Source organism: Aliiroseovarius marinus, assembly GCF_050881025.1.
GTDB classification, from domain to species: domain Bacteria; phylum Pseudomonadota; class Alphaproteobacteria; order Rhodobacterales; family Rhodobacteraceae; genus Aliiroseovarius; species Aliiroseovarius marinus_A.
On sequence record NZ_JBNNXQ010000003.1, the window covers coordinates 97,745 to 116,371 of the forward strand.

General features: G+C 60.1%; 20 protein-coding genes. 8 read left to right on the forward strand and 12 right to left on the reverse strand.

Annotated features, from left to right (window positions below; genetic code table 11):
- Positions 1 to 25: 25 nt before the first annotated feature.
- Positions 26 to 235 carry a 50S ribosomal protein L32 gene (rpmF, locus tag ACRY08_RS09710; RefSeq protein ID WP_432449720.1) on the reverse strand — a complete coding sequence of 70 codons (210 nt, stop codon included), beginning with the start codon at positions 233 to 235 and terminating at the stop codon, positions 26 to 28.
- Positions 236 to 481: 246 nt separating this feature from the next.
- Positions 482 to 1,072: a YceD family protein gene (locus ACRY08_RS09715; protein ID WP_432449721.1), complete on the reverse strand. Its 591-nt coding sequence runs from the start codon at positions 1,070 to 1,072 to the stop codon at positions 482 to 484.
- A 124-nt stretch (positions 1,073 to 1,196) separates the two neighbouring features.
- Between ACRY08_RS09715 and ACRY08_RS09720 the strand changes: the two genes are divergently transcribed.
- Positions 1,197 to 1,667: an outer membrane protein assembly factor BamE gene (locus ACRY08_RS09720; protein WP_432449722.1), complete on the forward strand. Its 471-nt coding sequence runs from the start codon at positions 1,197 to 1,199 to the stop codon at positions 1,665 to 1,667.
- A 75-nt stretch (positions 1,668 to 1,742) separates the two neighbouring features.
- On the opposite strand, the gene msrB is transcribed toward ACRY08_RS09720, so the two are convergent.
- Complete coding sequence (gene msrB / locus ACRY08_RS09725; RefSeq protein WP_432449723.1) at positions 1,743 to 2,150, reverse strand: peptide-methionine (R)-S-oxide reductase MsrB; 408 nt, start codon at positions 2,148 to 2,150, stop codon at positions 1,743 to 1,745.
- Positions 2,151 to 2,273: 123 nt separating this feature from the next.
- Here msrB and ACRY08_RS09730 point away from each other — a divergent pair, with 123 nt between their 5' ends.
- Positions 2,274 to 3,020, forward strand: a complete 747-nt coding sequence (locus ACRY08_RS09730; RefSeq protein WP_432449724.1) for a GNAT family N-acetyltransferase — start codon at positions 2,274 to 2,276, stop codon at positions 3,018 to 3,020.
- A gap of 51 nt (positions 3,021 to 3,071) precedes the next feature.
- Positions 3,072 to 4,907: an ABC-F family ATP-binding cassette domain-containing protein gene (locus ACRY08_RS09735; RefSeq protein WP_432449725.1), complete on the forward strand. Its 1,836-nt coding sequence runs from the start codon at positions 3,072 to 3,074 to the stop codon at positions 4,905 to 4,907.
- Positions 4,908 to 5,248: 341 nt separating this feature from the next.
- Here ACRY08_RS09735 and ACRY08_RS09740 read toward each other — a convergent pair whose 3' ends face one another.
- The 8 genes from ACRY08_RS09740 to ACRY08_RS09775 all read right to left on the reverse strand — a co-directional run bounded on the left by ACRY08_RS09740 (position 5,249) and on the right by ACRY08_RS09775 (position 12,454).
- Positions 5,249 to 6,787 (reverse strand): trimethylamine methyltransferase family protein, encoded by a 1,539-nt coding sequence (locus tag ACRY08_RS09740; protein ID WP_432449726.1) that lies wholly within the window; start codon positions 6,785 to 6,787, stop codon positions 5,249 to 5,251.
- A 217-nt stretch (positions 6,788 to 7,004) separates the two neighbouring features.
- The gene (gene trhA / locus ACRY08_RS09745) at positions 7,005 to 7,646 is read right to left on the reverse strand and encodes a PAQR family membrane homeostasis protein TrhA (RefSeq protein WP_432449727.1); all 642 of its coding nucleotides are present in this window, start codon (positions 7,644 to 7,646) and stop codon (positions 7,005 to 7,007) included.
- A gap of 142 nt (positions 7,647 to 7,788) precedes the next feature.
- Entirely contained in the window at positions 7,789 to 9,186 is a 1,398-nt protein-coding gene (locus ACRY08_RS09750) for a pyridoxal phosphate-dependent decarboxylase family protein (RefSeq protein WP_432449728.1), read from the reverse strand.
- A gap of 157 nt (positions 9,187 to 9,343) precedes the next feature.
- Positions 9,344 to 10,090: a triose-phosphate isomerase gene (gene tpiA, locus ACRY08_RS09755; protein ID WP_432449729.1), complete on the reverse strand. Its 747-nt coding sequence runs from the start codon at positions 10,088 to 10,090 to the stop codon at positions 9,344 to 9,346.
- Between the two features lie 113 nt (positions 10,091 to 10,203).
- Complete coding sequence (locus tag ACRY08_RS09760) at positions 10,204 to 10,596, reverse strand: HesB/IscA family protein (protein WP_432450276.1); 393 nt, start codon at positions 10,594 to 10,596, stop codon at positions 10,204 to 10,206.
- Positions 10,597 to 10,625: 29 nt separating this feature from the next.
- Positions 10,626 to 11,333, reverse strand: coding sequence for a DUF3307 domain-containing protein (locus tag ACRY08_RS09765; RefSeq protein ID WP_432449730.1), 708 nt, complete (start codon positions 11,331 to 11,333; stop codon positions 10,626 to 10,628).
- Positions 11,326 to 11,976: a MarR family transcriptional regulator gene (locus tag ACRY08_RS09770; protein ID WP_432449731.1), complete on the reverse strand. Its 651-nt coding sequence runs from the start codon at positions 11,974 to 11,976 to the stop codon at positions 11,326 to 11,328. The genes ACRY08_RS09765 and ACRY08_RS09770 overlap by 8 nt, the downstream gene beginning before the upstream one ends.
- A gap of 118 nt (positions 11,977 to 12,094) precedes the next feature.
- Entirely contained in the window at positions 12,095 to 12,454 is a 360-nt protein-coding gene (locus ACRY08_RS09775; protein WP_432449732.1) for an SUF system Fe-S cluster assembly protein, read from the reverse strand.
- A gap of 304 nt (positions 12,455 to 12,758) precedes the next feature.
- Between ACRY08_RS09775 and ACRY08_RS09780 the strand changes: the two genes are divergently transcribed.
- On the forward strand, positions 12,759 to 13,022 hold the full coding sequence (locus tag ACRY08_RS09780) for a hypothetical protein (RefSeq protein WP_432449733.1): 264 nt from the start codon (positions 12,759 to 12,761) through the stop codon (positions 13,020 to 13,022).
- Between the two features lie 226 nt (positions 13,023 to 13,248).
- Entirely contained in the window at positions 13,249 to 14,391 is a 1,143-nt protein-coding gene (gene tgt, locus ACRY08_RS09785) for a tRNA guanosine(34) transglycosylase Tgt (RefSeq protein ID WP_432449734.1), read from the forward strand.
- An 8-nt stretch (positions 14,392 to 14,399) separates the two neighbouring features.
- Here tgt and ACRY08_RS09790 read toward each other — a convergent pair whose 3' ends face one another.
- Positions 14,400 to 14,954: a winged helix-turn-helix transcriptional regulator gene (locus tag ACRY08_RS09790; RefSeq protein WP_432449735.1), complete on the reverse strand. Its 555-nt coding sequence runs from the start codon at positions 14,952 to 14,954 to the stop codon at positions 14,400 to 14,402.
- A 39-nt stretch (positions 14,955 to 14,993) separates the two neighbouring features.
- Between ACRY08_RS09790 and ACRY08_RS09795 the strand changes: the two genes are divergently transcribed.
- The 3 genes from ACRY08_RS09795 to lon all read left to right on the forward strand — a co-directional run bounded on the left by ACRY08_RS09795 (position 14,994) and on the right by lon (position 18,549).
- Positions 14,994 to 15,374: a VOC family protein gene (locus tag ACRY08_RS09795; RefSeq protein ID WP_432449736.1), complete on the forward strand. Its 381-nt coding sequence runs from the start codon at positions 14,994 to 14,996 to the stop codon at positions 15,372 to 15,374.
- 56 nt (positions 15,375 to 15,430) lie between these two features.
- The gene (locus ACRY08_RS09800; RefSeq protein ID WP_432449737.1) at positions 15,431 to 15,916 is read left to right on the forward strand and encodes a flavodoxin family protein; all 486 of its coding nucleotides are present in this window, start codon (positions 15,431 to 15,433) and stop codon (positions 15,914 to 15,916) included.
- A 224-nt stretch (positions 15,917 to 16,140) separates the two neighbouring features.
- Positions 16,141 to 18,549, forward strand: coding sequence for an endopeptidase La (gene lon / locus ACRY08_RS09805; protein WP_432449738.1), 2,409 nt, complete (start codon positions 16,141 to 16,143; stop codon positions 18,547 to 18,549).
- Positions 18,550 to 18,627: the final 78 nt, after the last annotated feature.

Consider the following 18,627-nt stretch of genomic DNA (forward strand, 5'->3'; position numbering starts at 1 on the left):
TGCCAGCCCGCGCCGGGCAAGTGCCTTACGCCGCGTCTTCGTCGTCGAGGTCGACTTCGTCTGCCATGGAAACGACTTCACGGTCGTCATAATGGCCGCAGGACGGGCACACGTGGTGGGGGCGCTTCAGCTCGCCGCAGTTCGAACATTCGTTCGGGTTTGCAGCAACCAGGGCGTCATGCGCACGGCGGTTGTTGCGGCGCGACTTGGATACTTTGTTCTGTTGGACGGCCATGGTCTCAACCTTCGTATTGTGGGGCGCATGGCCCGGTGATCTCTTTGGCCCTCGGGGGCCGGTTATTCGGTCTCGTAAGTGAGTCTCGGCGCCTCATACGCGGTTTGCGGGGCGCTGTCCAACCCATCTTGTGAAAGAAGCCGGGAAAATACTGGGATTCTTTTGCGTTGCAAGAGAAGATTGTGCCCTGCGCCCCGGATTGGCGCGTTTTTGCGCCCAAATGGGGGAATCAGCGGGGGATGCGCCTTAACTGTCGTCTTCGTTTTCGTCGCTTGTCCCGCCTGACAGCTTGTCTTTCAGCCCGGCAAGCCCGGCAAATGGCTTGGCATCTTCATCCGACATCGGCGCGACGCCCGGCTCGGCGAAGTTTTGCTGGGTCAGGGCTGCGCCCTCGGTGCGCGGGTAAAGCGGCAGCGCCAGCGCCAGTGCTTCGACCATCACGGCGGTCAGGTCGATTTCCGCGGTGAGCGCCTCGAGGCTTTCATCCTCGGGCATCTCGACCTCGTCACCCTCTTCCAGTTCGGGCAGGTCGCGCACCCAGCGCCGCCGCACGTTTTCATCGATGCGCGTGGTCACTGGGTCCAGCGTGACAACGCAGTCCTGCACCACGGTGGCGCCCAAAAGCCCTTCAAGCAGCCAATCGCTTTTGCCCTTGGCGCGAAGCTCCCCTTCAAAGCGCAGTTTGCGCAGCGCGTTCAGGCCAAGCTCATCGGCGATGGCCTGACATTCCGCCTCGTCTGCCACATGGCGAAACCGGGTCACGGTGCGCGTTGGCAGGTCGGCCACCCGCAGGACGCGGTTGGGGGGTGGGGTTTGTGGCGTGGGGCGGGCGCTCATCTTTGCGTCTCCTTGATTTGCGACGGGCGGTGTCTTTGCACCGAAACACTATCGTTTCTTGAACCACAACCCATCCTGAGTTAAGCCGATACAAAAGAGAGAGACAGGAAGGCAAGGGGGCAGCATGTCTTATCTTCACGACAGGCTTCACAAAGTCGCACGCAGTGTCGCAGCATTGCTGCTTGTGGCCAGCGTGACCGCCTGCACGGCGACCTATCGCAATCATGGCTATATGCCGCTGCCCGAGGATGTCGCATTGATCCAGGTTGGCAAGGACACCCGCGAAAGCGTGGATGCGGCCATTGGCAAGCCGGGCACGGCCGGGTTGCTCGCGGAAAGCGGCTATTACTATGTGCGGTCGCGCTTTGAGCATTATCTTTATAACGCACCGAAAGAGATCGACCGCGAGGTTCTGGCGATCACCTTTACCAAATCCGGCACGGTGGAAAACATCGAACGGTTTGGGCTTGAGGACGGGCAGGTCGTCGTCTTGGAGCGCCGCGTGACCGACAGCAATGTCAAAGGCGTCAGCTTCCTGCGTCAGCTCTTTGGCTCGTTTGGCCGGATCAACCTGGCCGACCAGCTGGGCGGCTGACCCGGTTAAAAGAATCTTGAACAAAAAACGGCGCGCCCTTGGGACGCGCCGTTTTCCGTTGGAATTGCGCAGGCGTCAGCTGGCCTTTGGTTCAAACCTCAGGCAGACGCCGTTGATGCAATATCTCTGCCCGGTGGGGCCGGGGCCGTCTGGAAACACGTGTCCCAGATGGGCGTCACAATTGGTGCAGATGACCTCGGTGCGGCGCATCCCGTGGCTCAGATCCTCTTTCTCACCCACTGGCGCATCCGTGCTGGGGGCGGTGAAAGATGGCCAGCCACAGCCGCTGTCGTATTTCTCGGTTTTCTGAAACAGCTCTGCCCCGCAGCAGGTGCACAGAAAACGCCCGTCGCCTTCGGGAAAGCCGGGATGTGAAAATGCCCGTTCGGTGGCGGCTTTGCGCGTCACCTGAAATGTCAGTTCATCGCCCAGCTCTTTGCGCCATTCGTCATCGGTCTTGGTGGTTTTGTTGGTTTTTGACATTACCCCTCCGTCATTCGATACGGTTTCATCTTGGCGTCATATCCAAGACGCATCTTGTACCAAGATGCGCTCGGGGACATATTTAGGTCTTAGGATGCGCTGTACCAAGGGCGGAGAGCCGAGATGCCGGGAAAGTGTTCACCCCGTTACAAAGCGCGTTACGGCGCCGGCGCGCAGGATTTGCGCGCGGCGCAGGCCTTGCGCTTTCGGTGCTTTCGCGGGCCGGGCGACGGGTTGGATCACGATGACTTTGATGCCCTGTGCCGCCATGTCCTGATCGAGGAGGAGGCGACCGGGCGGCTTGTGGCCTGTTTTCGCCTGTTGCCGCTGACAAGCGGGCGTGCGATCCGCCAAAGCTATGCCGCGCAGTATTACGAACTGTCTGCCTTGGAAGAATTCTCTGACCCGATGATCGAGATCGGGCGGTTCTGCATCCACCCCGATGCAAAAGCGCCGGCCGATATTCTGCGTCTGGCTTGGGGGGTGGTGACGCGGGATGTGGACGCAGAGGGGGCGGGTATGCTTTTTGGGTGTTCGTCTTTTGCGGGTACGGATGCGACGCTCTACCGCGATACATTTGCGTTGCTTGGTGAACGGCATTTGGCCCCCAAACGCTGGTTGCCTCGGGTGAAGGCGCCAAAGGTTGTGCGTTTTGCCGGGCGGCTGCGCAAAAAGCCTGATCCGAAACGCGCGCAATCCGGTTTGCCGCCGCTTCTGCGCAGCTATCTGATGCTGGGCGGGTGGGTGTCAGATCACGCGGTGGTGGATGAAGATCTTGGCACGTTGCATGTGTTTACCGGCGTTGAAATCGCCGCCGTCCCGCCCGCGCGTGCGCGGCTTTTGCGGGCGGATGCGGCGCAGATGGCGTAAGCCCGCGCTGGCATGCTTGACCCTATGGCGCGGACGCCGTAACCCAAGCCCATGGCACGTATACCCCTTTTGCAAATGACCGATATCGCGCTGACCTTTGGCGGCGACCCCGTGTTTGACGGGCTGGACCTTGTGGTGCAGCCCAGTGACCGAGTGGCGCTGGTGGGGCGCAACGGGTCGGGCAAATCCACCTTGATGAAAATCATGGCCGGAATGGTCGAACCGGACCGTGGCGGGCGGGTTCTGTCGCCCGGCGTGTCCGTGGGCTATATGGAACAGCACCCGGACCTGTCGGCCTTTGAAACACTGGGCGAATTTGCCGTATCCGGGCTGGAACCGGGGCAGGACTATCTTGTGGAACGGGTCGCCGAAGGGCTGAAAATGCGGCTGGATACGCCGGTGGCCACCGCTTCGGGCGGGGAACGTCGCCGCGCGGCTTTGGCGAAACTTCTGGCCGAAGCGCCCGAGCTGATGTTGTTGGACGAGCCCACCAACCACCTTGATATTGAAGCCATCGAATGGTTGGAGAACGAATTGAAACAGACCCGCGCCGGGTTTGTTCTGATCAGTCACGACCGGGCCTTCCTGCGGGCGCTGACGCGGGCCACGCTTTGGGTGGATCGTGGTCAGGTCCGCCGTCAGGAAAAGGGGTTTGAGCATTTCGAGGCTTGGCGCGACAAGGTCTGGGAGGAAGAGGATGTCAGCCGCCACAAACTGAACCGCCTGATCAAATCCGAGGCCCGCTGGGCGGTCGAAGGCATCTCGGCCCGGCGCAAACGCAACCAGGGCCGTCTGCGCGCGCTGGGGGATTTGAAGGCTGAACGCGCCTCTCAAATCAAACGGCAGGGCGCTGCTGAAATGGCGCTGGAGGCCGGACCGAAATCAGGCCGCAAGGTGATTGAAGCGCGCGGTATTTCAAAGGCTTACGGCGACAAGGTGATCTTGCGAGAGTTTGATCTGCGCATCATGCGCGGTGAAACCATCGCCTTTGTCGGCCCCAATGGTGCAGGCAAAACGACCCTTTTGAAAATGCTCACGGGACAGGAAGAGCCGGATACAGGCAGCGTCAGTTTTGGCACCGGGATCGAAATGGCGGTGTTTGACCAGAACCGCTCGACGCTCGATGAAAATGCCAGCCTGTGGGAGAACCTGACATCGGATCCCGAGATGCGCATTTCTGGCAAATCCGATCAGGTCATGGTGCGCGGCAACCCGAAACATGTGGTGGGGTATCTGAAGGAATTCCTCTTCTCGGACGAACAGGCCCGCGCGCCCGTGCGCTCGTTGTCGGGTGGCGAAAAAGCGCGGCTTATTCTGGCGCGTATCATGGCGCGGCAATCGAACCTTCTGGTGCTTGACGAACCCACCAACGATCTGGATGTGGAAACGCTGGACCTTCTGCAGGAGCTGATCTCGGGCTTTGATGGCACCGTGCTCGTGGTCAGCCACGACCGCGATTTTCTGGATCGCGTCTCAGAACGTACCATCGCGATGGAGGGCAAAGGGCAGGCCACGATCTACGCAGGCGGCTGGTCGGACTACCAGACCCAGCGTCGGGAAATGGCCCCATCGCCTGACAAGAAACCCGCGAAGAAATCATCGAAACCTAAAGCTGCATCGAAACCGAAAGAGCCGACCCAATCCAGCCAAACGGGTCTGAGCTTCACCGAAAAGCACCGCCTCGAAGCGCTGCCTGCCGAGATTGACCGCCTGATGGCCGAGATTGCTAAGCTGGAAGAGTTTCTGATGGACCCTGATCTTTTTTCCAAAGAACCGGTGAAGTTCAAGAAAGCGTCAGAAGGGTTGGCGGAACGGCAACAAAAACTGGCCGCGTGCGAAGAAGAATGGCTGGAGCTTGAAGAAAAGGCCGAGGCAGCGGGCGGTTGAGCCGGCATTTTCTTGTCCGAAATACCTCGGGGGAGCATGAATTTCCGCAGGAAACTCATGCGGGGGCAGCGCCCCTATGCCCCAAAGGGGCCACCCCCAAGCCTGTCGGCTGAAAGCCGTAAGGGCGCGGGAGCAGCTCTGATTTGTAGATGTGGTTTCCTTTGAATTGTAAATTCAAAGCGCATGCTGCGGGCGGGGCGCGCGAGGCCTAAAGCGTTTCGACTTAGCGTTGAGGCACGACAATAAGTCGAAACGCGCGGAACCTACCAATGTCGTGGACGTTTCGAAATCAAGCTGTGATCGGGCTTAATCTCGAAACGCTTTTGGGCCTCGCGCAGGCGTCATTTTGGCAGGTGGATGTTGAACCGTGCCCGGATTGCCTGGTCCACGACCGGATCCAGTCTGGCTGCGCTCGTGTTGGCAAGAATGGCCTCTTTGCGCGCCGTTGCGGCTTGAACCAGGTCGGGTTTGCCCACTTCGGCCCATTCCTTGGGTGAGCACCGATCCCCAAGCGTCGGATAGGCATATTCGGTCTGCATCAGCTTTAACGTCTGATCTTCCCCCAGATAATGCCCCGGTCCACCCAGACAAACCGACCGCATCAGGTCCAGATCTACGGCGTCCTCGGTCACCTCGATCCCGCGCACGCAGCGCAGAGCCTGCCCGATGATGTCATCGCCAAGGATCAGGCTTTCATGGCAGAAGCCCAGCAATGACGCATGCATCCCGGCGGCCTCATAGACCATGTTCAACCCCGACAGCCCAGCCAGAACGTTTGAACACATCTGTTCCCACCCGGCTTGCATATCGGGCAGTTTGGCGTCCGAAAACCCGGCCGCCGCCCCGCCGGGCAGCCCATAGAACTGGTGCATCTGCGCGCAACCGGCTGACAAGAGCGCCTGTTCGCCCGACCCACCCGACATTGCGCCTGATCGCAGGTCGACCACGAAGGGCCATGTGCCAAAAATCGCCGGGTGCCCGGGCGAGATGGCGTTCACATAAACCACGCCCGCCAGACATTCCGCCACCGCCTGCATGATGGCACCGGCCAGTGTGGGGGGCGCCGTGGCGGTGGCCATGCCGGCTGACAAAAGCAGCACAGGCATACCGGCCGCGATCACTTTCTCCATCACCTCGCAGCTTTCGGTGGCGAACTTCATAGGCGGCACCACGAAACAATTGGTGTTGGACACAAACGGCCGCGCGCGCCACGCCTCTTCACCGCCTGCGATCATGTGCAACATTTCGATCCCGTCATCCACGAAACCGGGCTCGGTGAAAGAGACGCCCACATGTTTGGTGGTGCCGGTGGTGCAGGCATAGATCGAGTTCAAGTCCATCTCGCGATTGTCGGGGATATCGCGACAGACCATGGGGCGCTGCAAAAAGTGGATATTGTCCAGCTGGTCGGCGATGCGGGCGGCGTCATGCAGGTCCTGCACGGTTGAATCGCGATACTCCCGCCCGTCCACATCGACCATATGCACAGCGGCACCTGCCGTGCCGTAGTGCACCCGCGTGCCGGACAGGTCGAGGTCATGTCGTGGGTCGCGGCCACATAGCACGACGTCTTTCTTGGCCTTGGCCAGCATGTCTTCCACCAGCGCGCGGGGAAAGCGAAGGCGACCATCATCGCCCAAAATGGCGCCCGCGCGGGTCATGATGTCGATGCCCGAGGGGGGCGCATCGGCCAGTCCGATTTGTTCCAGTGCGTCAAGGGCGGCGTGGTGAATGCGTGCCATGCCTTCCGCGGTAAGGGGTTTAAATTGTCCACCCTCAAGCCCTGCGCGGATAGGGCGGGCTTCTGCGGCAAGCGGGGCGGCACGGAGCGCTTTACGGGCTGTGCGACCGCCAGAGCGGCGGCTGGGTTGTGCTGTCATATTTGTGGTCCATGTGTTGAGCGTCAGATCAATGAAAAGCGATCAGGCGTTCAACGGACGACCTCGGGCCGCGCGGCCGCGTTCCGCACCAATGGTGCGTATGACAATGGCAATGATCCAGTCCATCCGGTCCAAATGCGTCCTCCCTGCACAAAGCCTAGAAGGGCGAAATGCGGCAGGTCTGTCTTGTTTGCGTCATCAAGGTCGGATTTTCACATCACGATCCGGCAACAATCACCACGGCCGCATAGTGGGCCATTGCGCCCAGCAAGACATGAACATGCCAGATGGCCCGGTTGAAACGCCAATGTTCGCTGACGTGAAACAGCACACCAAGCGTGAACAACACCCCACCGCCGACCAATAGGACCAGAACCGGGAAACTGAAGGCGGCCAGCATCGGGCCGACCATCAAGACACCGATCCAGCCCAGCATCAGCGTCAGCATGAAGCTTAACCGTTCGAACCGGCGAAAGAAGAAAAGCTTCAGTACCATGCCGAAAGCCGCGACGCTCCACACGAGTGCGGCCCAGGCCCAACCGTTTGTGCCCCCGATCCCGATCAGGGCAATCGGTGTGTAGGTGCCTGCGATCAAAAGAAAAATCGCCGCATGATCAAAACGGCGAAGCACCCGGCGGGCAGATTTGTGAAGTGTCATATTGTAAGCAGCGGACAGGGAAAAACTGGCAATCAGCCCCGCGCCATAGGCCAGGATCGGCGGTAAATGCCCCATCGGCGCTTCGCTGCCGGCCCAAAGGATCAGCGACAGGGCTCCTGCCAAAGCCGCGATCACACCCAGGCCGTGAACCACACCGTCCGCGACATATTCTTCGTAGGTAAATTCCTTGTCGAACTCCATTATTTCACCCTCTGCTTGCCTTACAGATATCACCCAATCGGGGCGTCAGCATGCCGAAGCCGGGTCAAGATTCTGTCAGGTAAACGTGACCCACCGCCGCGCAAAATCCAGCGTGGCAAAGAAAGGTAAAGATTTCATGCCGCTACAGCTCTTGCGTCAGCGCGCTCAGAACTTCGGGGATCATCATCACATCCTCTCGCGTGCAATTGAACTGTCCTACAGAGACACGGATCACATAGTGACCATCATGCTGGGTCTGGGTCAGATAGATGCGCCCGTCGCGGTTCACACGATCAAGCAACGCGGCGGTGGCGGCGTCATCCTGAAACCGGAAGGTGAACAGGGACAGGATGGGGGGTGTGGTGATCGTGACGCCGGGAAGGGCCTCGATGGCCCGACAGGCGTCATTGGCCCAAGCCACGTGGTTGCGGATACGAGCGCGAAGCCCCTCCAGCCCCTCGGCGCGTAGTAGGAACCAGATTTTCAGCGCCCGGAACCGACGACCCAGCGGCAGGGTCCATTCGTTGTAGTTCACGATCTCATCCGCGCCTTGCGTCTTCAGGTATTCCGGCCTCAAACCCATCGCTCCGATTTGCGGGGCAGGGTCGCGCAGGAATTGCACGGCACAGTCAAACTGCGCGCCCAGCCATTTATGTGGGTTGAAGATGATGCTGTCGGCGCGCTCGATCCCGGCCCAGAGATGGCGGAACTCTTCGCAGATCATTGCGGACCCGGCCCAGGCGGCATCCACATGCACCGTCAGGCCATGGCCATGGGCGATGTCGATACAGGCCCCGATGTCGTCACAGGCCCCGATCGAGGTGCCGCCGACGCAAAGCACCACGCCCGCGGGCTTGCGCCCCGCCTTGATATCTTCGTGGATCAGGCGGTCCAGCGCCTTTGGGTCCATCGACCATGTGGGGTGGCCGGGAATGGTTGGCACTTTCACCAGATTGTCCTGCCCGATGCCTGACAGGCGCACGGCCTTGTCGACGCTGGAATGGGTTTGCGCGCTGGCATAGATGCGCAGCTCAGGCGCGCCGGACAGTCCTTTGGTGATGCCTGTATGTCCTAGCGCCAGCTCGCGCATGGTGGTCACGGCGGAAAAGGTCGCGGTGGTCGCGCTGTCATGAATGGTGCCGGTGAAATCGGCGGGCAACCCCATGCCGTCACGCAGCCAGCGGATCACCAGATCCTCCATTTCATTGGCCGCAGGCGCGGTTTGCCACAGCATGGCCTGCGCTGACATGGCATTGGCCAGCTGTTCGGCCAGCATCGAGGCCGGGGCCGCATTGGCCGGGAAATAGGCAAAGAAACGCGGGTGCTGCCAATGGGTCATGGCGTCCGGCACAAGCCGGGTGAAATCGTCAAAGATGGTCGCGATGGGTTCGGGCACCTCTGGCACGGGCGCCTCGATTTTTGACAGGAAGTCACCGGGGGCGATGTCCGGGCGCACCGGGCGGTCACGCAGGCCAGCGTGATAGTCACGCGCCCAATCTGCGGCGCGTTTTTGCCATTCTGCCAAGTCGTCATAGGTCATCGCGGGCCTCTTGTGCTGCAATTGGGGCAATTAAGTTAACTTGTTAACAAAAAGGTGTGCCACGTCAAGCCCAAAGCATGCCCACATTCGATAGCGTGCCCGCTCATATGGGAGCGCCTTCAAAGAAAACCCCGGCGCTGGGGCCGGGGTTTTGGGATCATGAATTGTCCAGGGCGGTGATGATCGGCCCGAAATCCTTGGCCTTCAGGCTGGCCCCGCCAACCAAGGCCCCGTCGACATTGGACACGGCGAAGATCTCGGCTGCATTGCCGGGTTTGACCGAGCCGCCATAAAGGATGCGCACGGACCGGCCAACACCTTCGCCAAAGCGTTTTTCCAGACGCGCGCGTACGAAATCATGTACCTCGCCGATCTGGTCCAGCGTCGGGACCTTGCCGGTGCCAATGGCCCAAATGGGTTCATAGGCGACGATCAGGTTCTCGCCGGTCACCTGATCCGGGATCGAACCCGCCAGTTGTCCGCCGATGATGTCGAGCGTGTTGTTGGCCTCGCGTTCGTCCAGGCTTTCGCCCATGCAGATCACCACTTTCAGGCCCGCGTCGATGGCTGCGCGGGCTTTCGTGCGCACATCCGTGTCGCTTTCGCCGTGATCTTCGCGCCGCTCGGAATGGCCAAGGATCACATGGGTCGCGCCTGCGTCTTTCAGCATCTGGGCCGAGATATCGCCAGTATGTGCGCCTGAAACCTCGGCGTGGCAATCCTGCCCGCCAATGCCAATCGCGCCGTCAGAGGCTGCTACGGCCGCGCCGATCAATGTGGCGGGGGGGCAGATCAGGACCTCGCTCGAAGCCTCTGCATGTTCCGCCGCAAGGGTCGAAAGCTCGGCCAGGCTCGCTTGCAAGCCGTTCATTTTCCAGTTGCCAGCTGCCAGTTTGCGCCGCATGTCGATCTCCCTCATTGTCTCGCAGTGTTGTGAAACGCGGGGCAGGGGGCGTCAAGCCCGGTTGCGCCATCAATCGATTGCGGAGGGTGGTCTGGGTTGAAGGCGAAGGCGGCTCAGGAAAGCTTTGGCGGGGCGGTCAGATCGGCGGGTGCCTCAAGCGCGTCGTCAAACTTGATCGATTCCCCGCAGCCGCAAGCCTCGGTCACATTGGGGTTGTTGAACTTGAACCCGCTTTCCAAGAGCGAGACCTGATAGTCGATCTCGGTCCCAAAGAGGAACATCTGTGCCATGGGGGCGATCATCACGCGGGCGTCGCCCTGTTCGACCACTTCGTCATGGGCTTCGACCTCGTCCACGTAATCCATCGTGTATTCCATGCCTGCACAGCCGCCTTTCTTGACGCCGATGCGCAGCCCCTTATGGCCATCACGGGCCATCAGCTTGGCGATTTGTGCCTCGGCCGCTTGGGTCATCGAGATGGGGGATTTGCCGGGAATGCCGAACATGTGGGTGATCCTTTTCGCTTCACCCATATCTAGGCGAGCAGGGCGGCGATCTCAAGCGGGGGCAGCGCGGAAAGCAGGGCTTGTGTGGCGAAACCCGCCAATATGGCCCAGCCGAAACTGGCCAGCGTGCCGATGATCACATATTCTGCCGTGCGCTGGTCACGGCTGGCGGTGCCAAAGCGCAGGATGGATTTGGCGGCGATCAGAAAGCCCACGCCCAAGGGCAGGCCGGCGAGGATCAGCACGAAAACGAGGCCACGTTCCAGCACGCCAATGGTCCAGCCCCCGCCCTTCAGGCCATTGTTGCGGATGCGCTGGGAATGCGGGCGCATCAAAAGCCCAACAGCAAAGCCGCCCACGCGGGTGGCGATGATGAAACCGCCTGCCAGGGCCATCAGGGGCAGGGCGGCATCGGGCCATGTGCCCCAAAGGCCGGGCGCATAGGCGGCCAGCGCCAGAAGGGTCACAAGATGTGCTGCCTGATCCCACAAAAAGCCAGACAGCTTTCGCGCGCCAGCCCATTGCTTCACCGCATCGATGATCAGATGAGCCACGGCCAGCACCAAGAGTTCCGGCGCGTCATAGATGCCCAGCGCAACCTGCGCCGTGGCCAGCACAATGAGTGCGTGCAGAAACAGAACCGGCGCGCGGTGCTTGTTGTCGTTGATCCAATTGGTTTGGAACACGAAGTCGGCAAGGATATGGGCGAAGAGGAGGGCGGTGAAGGTTTCAATCATTTTGGGCTTCTTCGTGTTCGAAGGCAATCAGAGCCATCCAGATGGAGTGAAAGCCTGCGCCGTCAAGTGCTTTGGTAACGGCCTGCCGTGACTTTCCAAGGAAGTCGGCGACATCCGTGTAGTAGAGTTTCCTGTCAGGTATCAGGAGGGGACGGATTGCTGCGGCTTGTGCAGGAGTCCACCCTTGAGAAATGTGGTCGGCGAGGATAAGCGCTGCGCCGGTTGCGCCTCCTTGGTCGTGCGCGATCTGAATTGGCTTCTCTTGGTCCTTCAACCAATCCAGTAGTCGCCCGCTTTCAACAAATACGGTTTCGGCTGCTGTGTTGAGATCGGCTCCCGGTGTGATTGGTGTGGCGTCTCCCTCTGCCACGGCCATAAACGTAGAGAACTGTTTGCCCTCACTTCGCAAGGCAGCACGAAAGGCTAGTGTCGTACGCAATGCCAGTTCCGGGCGAGCCAACCTGACTTGCCAGCCATCGCCGCGCTGTCGTGTGAAGTGCAGGCTTTCGCCGTGCCAATCAGCTTGAACCTCCGCTGAGATGGACAGCGCCTCAAAGGCACGTTCCAAGTCCTCGGGCGACAATTGGGTCGAGCCGATGATGTCCCCGGTCAGGACAGCGATATGGGTCTGTTTTTCACTCATGGTGCAACCATAATAGGTTGCGAAGCGAAAAACGCAACCTTTTTTGGTTGCGTTTGGTGTTGTGCACCCTAAAAGGGGTGCTTTTCCTTATGTGCAACCCTTTTGGGTTGCGCTGGGCTTACATGAAGCCCAGTTCCAGCCGCGCCTCGTCGGACATCATCTCCATGCCCCAGGGCGGCTCCCATGTCAGTTCGACATTGACCTGCTTCACACCGGCAACGGGTTCGATTGCCTCGATCAGCCAGCCGGGCATCTCGCCTGCCACAGGGCAGCCGGGTGCGGTCAGGGTCATGATCACGTCGACCTCGTTTTGGTCATTGATCTCAATAGTATAGATCAGCCCAAGGTCAAAGATGTTCACCGGGATCTCGGGGTCGAACACCGTGCGACAGGCTTCGACAATACTGTCATAGAGCGCATGTTCCACGCTGGAAGGTTTGATCAGCGGTTCGCCTTCTATCCGGTCGGAAGCGGTCATGATGTTCTCGGAGTTTGTTAATCCTGAGCGAACATATAAGGATAGCGGTTGCCAACGTCCAGAGGGGCTGTGCGCCCTTGATCTCCCATCCCGCTGCGCAACGCCCTGCGATACGCCGTATTTCCTTCACAAAGCCGGGAGAAGATGGAAAACAGCCTGAAATTGCCGTGAAAAGTTGATATAGGTCGATGTGCGAACAGGATCGGGCCAGTAACCCTCACCCATGGCAAACCGGCCAGAGTGGGTCAGAGTGTTGCGCTTGAGTTTGTGGTGAAGAGTATGATCAAGGCCAGGAGTAGTGCTGATGGATAGGAGTGATGACCCCGCGCGCGCTCAGGCGCGCAAAAGCGATTACGTGGCGGATATCGAACGTCTGGCCCAAGCGGCCAGCGTGGTTCAGGATGTGGCCTATGAGCTTGCCAAGCAGGTGGATCATACCTCGACGACAGAGCTGATGGTGACCAGTCGTAAGCTGGAGCGGCTGGTGGAGCGGCTGAGTGCGCAACTGGGGACGGGTGCGCAGGTTACATGGCTTGCGAAAGAGGACGAGCCTGATCCCGACAGCTAAAGCGTTTCGAAATCAAGTTGTATCCAAATTAAAGCGTCCTGCCATAAACCTGATTTGCGGGTTTGCGGCAGGCCGCGCGAAACACTGATATGTTGCGCAGCACCCGACCTTTTCCCTGCCTCAGGTTAAAGGTCGGACGCTTTAATCTCGAAACGCTTCGGGCGCCACGACGGCCCGCGCCCTTTTTTGCTTGGCAATTGCGCATAGATGGGCCACATGACGGCCTATGACTGACCAGACCTCCAAAACCGTTAACTTCTCTTTGAAAGCCACCGATGGGCGCGCGCGCACGGGCGTGATCGACACGCCACGTGGCCAGATCCGCACGCCGGCCTTCATGCCTGTGGGGACGGCGGCCACGGTGAAGGCGATGATGCCCGAAAGCGTGGCGGCCACAGGGGCGGATATTCTGCTGGGCAACACCTATCACCTGATGCTGCGCCCCACGGCCGAACGCATTGGCCGGTTGGGGGGGCTGCACAAGTTCATGAACTGGGACAAGCCCATCCTGACCGACAGCGGCGGCTTTCAGGTGATGTCGCTGGCCAGCCTGCGCAAGCTGACTGAAAAGGGCGTGACCTTCAAATCTCATATCGACGGGTCGAAACACGAGCTGACGCCCGAACGTTCGATGGAAATTCAGCGGCTATTGGGATCAGACATTGTCATGTGTTTTGACGAATGCCCCGCGCTGCCAGCCGATCGCGACCGGATCGCAGACAGCATGCGCCTGTCGATGCGCTGGGCCGAACGCTCGCGTGAGGCCTTTGGCGACCGTCCCGGGCACGCGCTTTTCGGCATCATGCAGGGCGGGCTGGAGCAGGATTTCCGCGAGGAAAGCGCCACCGCGCTGAAGGAAATCGGCTTTGACGGCTACGCGATTGGCGGGCTGGCTGTGGGCGAGGGGCAGGCGGCGATGTTTGACTGTCTTGACTATGCGCCCGGCTTCCTGCCCCAAGACAAACCGCGATACCTGATGGGTGTGGGCAAGCCCGATGACATTGTGGGGGCCGTGAAGCGCGGCGTCGACATGATGGATTGCGTGCTGCCGTCTCGGTCTGGGCGCACCGGGCAGGTCTGGACCCGCATGGGCGTTCTGAACATCAAGAACGCCCGCCATCAGGACGACCCGCGCCCCATTGACGAGGCTTGCAGCTGCCCGGCCTGCCAGAACTACTCGCGCGCTTACCTGCATCATGTGTTCCGCTCGAACGAGATGATCTCGGGCATGCTGCTGACCTGGCACAATCTGCACTATTTCCAGGAAATCATGCAGGGCATGCGCGACGCGATTGCCGAAGGGCGGTTCGACGCATGGGAAGCGGATTTCCATGCCACCCGCGCCCAAGGCGACATCGATCCGCTGTAAGCGGCGCGTTAGCGCGGGCCTGTGGGAAATGTCACCGCGGACGCGGCGAGGTTGCTTATGATGCTACCCGTGCGGATGGCTGAATACTGCGAGCGGGGCGGGCGCGTCAGGTCGTCAATCTGACGGCTCACCCAATTTCGCGTCTCCATCGTTTTCAAGGACTGTGACAGGGCACGATCCGTAATCGGGGGCAGGTCTCGTTTGATCTCGGAAAAATGGCGCGGGCTGTTGAGCGACGCGAGCACTGGCAACGTCCACGCGCGACGCAGCAGATCCTGATCTTCGTCGCCCGACACATCGAGGATCTGGCTGGCGAGCTTGGCGGCAGAACTTCCCCTTTGGGTCAGCCGAAACTCCGGGCGCAACGGGTGGCCATGGCCGGGGTTTCGCTCGATCAACCCGATTGCAATCAGATGATCCATGCTGTGTGCAAACGCTGTTCGGCCCGCCCCGGTGGCGGTGACAAGCGGGGCTTGCCGGCCGGGAATGCCCGCGTGCAGATGCGCCAGAATGGGCAAGGCCCAGGCTCTTGACGTGATGGTGACAAGTAATGCAATGTCCATAAAGTATAGTAACTATAAAATGAATCAGAAGGGAAGCCCATGTCACTCATTTCGCCAGATCAAACCATTACAATCGCCATGTCCGTCACGGATCGCCATGCCAGCGCCACATGGTATGAGAGCATGCTGGGCTTTGCCTTGCTTTATCACGCCGACGAGGCCGGGTGGTCCGAGATGCAGACAAACACGCCCGGTGTGACGCTCGGATTTGGCGAGCACACCAAGCCCGCGCCGGGAAATTGTGTGCCGGTGTTCGGGATCGCTGATCTGGACGCGGCGCGGCAAAAGCTGGAACAGGCCGATGTGAGGTTTGATGGCCCCACTGATGTGGTCGAAGGCATGGTCAAAACCGCGACCTTTTATGACCCTGATGGCAATGCACTGATGCTGGCCGAGGACTTGACCGGCGGGGCCGCATAAAGCGTGATCGTGCTGCGGCTGTGGACAGGGGCGCCGCGCTGTGGCACCGCTAGGTCATGGCAGAGCTGCTGATCATCTACCACAGCCGCACAGGCGGCAGTCTGCAAATGGCGCAGGCCGCGCATGAGGCCGCGGGGCAGGAGGTCTCGACCCGGATATTGCGCGCCTGTGACGTAGAGCCAGAGGATTTGCGCGCGGCATCGGGCTATCTTTTTGTGGCGCCTGAAAACCTGGCCGCGCTGTCGGGCGAGATGAAAGAGATGTTTGACCGCTGCTATTACCCCTTGTTGGGGCAGATAGAAGGCCGCCCCTATGCACAGATGATTTGTGCGGGCAGTGATGGGCAGGGGGCTGTCCGGCAGCTCGCGCGCATCGCGACGGGCTGGCGGTTGCGCGAAGTTCAGCCGCCCGTTGTCATCTGCACCCATGCAGACAGCCCAAAGGCGATACTGGCCGAAAAAACGCTGACTGCGGGGCAGCTTACACCTTGCCGCGCGCTGGGCACGGCGCTGGGGGCCGGGCTGGCCATGGGCATCTTCTGAACCAAGGCGTCATTTTCCTGTGGATATCCGGGTCTCATGGCTTGTGGTTCGTCACATCGGGCGTCACAATACTGTCAAACACAGGCCTATAGGCGGTTGAAACCCGCCTGTCATACCCCCAAATAGGCGTGACCGGCCTGAAAACCTGAAGGCCGTCAATCCGGAGGTGACCCGAGCTGCCGCATCGCGGGGCCGCGCCATCTGCCCAAGAACAAGGATTACCCATGAGTGAGCAACTGAGCCAATCTTTCCCGGTCCTGCCGCTGCGTGACATCGTGGTCTTCCCCCACATGATCGTGCCGCTGTTTGTGGGGCGCGAAAAAAGCGTGCGTGCGCTGGAAGAGGTGATGGCGGATGACAAGCAGATCCTCTTGTCCAGCCAGATCGACCCGGCGGTGGACGAACCGGATGTGGATGGCATCTATGATGTAGGCGTGTTGGCCAATGTGCTGCAGCTTCTGAAACTGCCCGATGGCACGGTGAAAGTGCTGGTCGAAGGGCAGGCGCGGGTGCGCATTTCGGACTATGTCGAAAACAACGATTATTTCGAAGCTTTCGCTGAAATCATCGACGAACGCCCCGGCGATCCCAATGAGATTGAGGCGCTTCTGCGCTCGGTTGGCGATGAGTTTGAACGCTACGCCAAGATCAAGAAAAACATCCCCGAAGAGGCGCTGGCTGCCGTGTCTGAGACCCGTGCGCCAGACAAGCTGGCCGATCTTGTGGCCGGACATCTGGGTGTGGAAGTCGATCAAAAACAAGAGCTTCTGGAAACTTTCGTCGTCTCTGAGCGGCTTGAGAAAGTCTTCGGCTTGATGCAGGGCGAAATGTCCGTGCTGAAGGTCGAGAAAAAGATCAAGACCCGCGTGAAGTCGCAGATGGAGCGCACGCAGCGCGAGTACTATCTGAACGAGCAGATGAAGGCCATTCAGAAGGAGCTCGGCGACGGCGACGAGGGTCAGAACGAGCTGGCCGAGCTGGAAGAAAAGATCGAAGGCACCAAGCTGTCGAAAGAGGCGCGCGAAAAGGCGGATGCCGAGCTGAAAAAGCTCAAAAACATGTCGCCCATGTCGGCCGAGGCCACGGTGGTGCGCAACTATCTGGACTGGATGCTGGGTCTGCCATGGGGCACGAAAAGCCGCGTGAAGAAAGACCTGAACAACGCCCAGAAAGTGCTCGACGCTGATCATTATGGGCTTGAGAAGGTCAAGGAACGCATCGTCGAATATCTGGCTGTTCAGCAGCGATCAAAGAAGCTGAAAGGCCCGATCATGTGCCTTGTTGGCCCGCCCGGCGTGGGGAAAACCTCGCTTGGGAAATCGGTCGCCAAGGCCACGGGGCGCGAGTTCATTCGCATCTCGCTGGGTGGCGTGCGTGACGAATCTGAGATCCGCGGTCACCGCCGGACCTATATCGGGTCCATGCCCGGCAAGATCATTCAGGCGCTGAAAAAGGCGAAAACCACGAACCCGCTGATCCTCTTGGATGAGATCGACAAGATGGGGCAGGATTTCCGTGGCGACCCGGCGTCTGCCATGCTGGAAGTGCTGGACCCGGAACAAAACTCGACCTTCGTGGACCACTATCTTGAAGTGGAATATGACCTCTCGAACGTGATGTTCCTGACCACGGCGAACTCCTACAACATGCCGGGCCCGCTTCTGGACCGAATGGAGATCATTTCGCTGGCCGGCTACACCGAGGACGAAAAGCGCGAGATTGCGACCCGCCACCTGATGCCCCAGACCATCAAGGATCATGGGCTGAAGAAGGGTGAGTTCGGCGTGACCGAGACCGCGCTGACGGATGTCATCCGCTACTACACCCGCGAAGCGGGCGTGCGGAACCTGAAGCGCGAACTGGCGAAACTGGCGCGCAAAGCCGTGACCAAGCTGGTGAAGAAAGAGGTCGAGACCGTAGAGGTCACCCCCGATCTGCTGGACGACTATCTTGGCGTGCGCAAGCATCGCTTTGGTCTGGCGGAAGAGGCCGATCAGGTGGGCGTTGTGACCGGGCTGGCCTGGACCAGCGTGGGCGGCGATCTTCTGTCCATCGAAGCGCTGCGCCTGCCGGGCAAGGGCCGGATGAAGACCACCGGGAAACTGGGTGACGTGATGAAAGAAAGCATCGACGCGGCCAGCTCTTATGTGCGCTCCATCGCGCCCGAGATCGGCGTGAAGCCGCCCCAGTTCGAAAAATGGGACATCCACGTGCACGTGCCGGAAGGTGCCACGCCCAAGGATGGCCCCTCGGCGGGTCTGGCCATGGTGACCTCGATCGTGTCGGTTTTGACGGGTATCCCGGTGAAAAAAGACATCGCGATGACGGGCGAGGTCACGCTGCGTGGCAACGCTTTGGCCATCGGCGGCTTGAAGGAAAAGCTGCTGGCGGCGCTGCGTGGTGGCATCAAGACGGTGCTTATCCCGAAGGAAAACGAAAAGGACCTGCGCGAGATTCCGGACAATGTGAAAGACGGGCTGACGATCATCCCGGTCGGCCACGTGTCCGAGGTTCTGGAACATGCGCTGGTGCGCAAACCTGTCGCGGTTGAATGGGACGAGGCGGCCGAGGAAGCCGCCGCCAAAGCTCTTGCCAAAGAGGCCGGAGGGCCGTCTGGCGCGACCGCACATTAACCCGGTCTAAACCACAAGATATTGGGCGCAGCTGGTGACGGCTGCGCCCTTCTTGTATGTGCTATCGTCTTATCTACA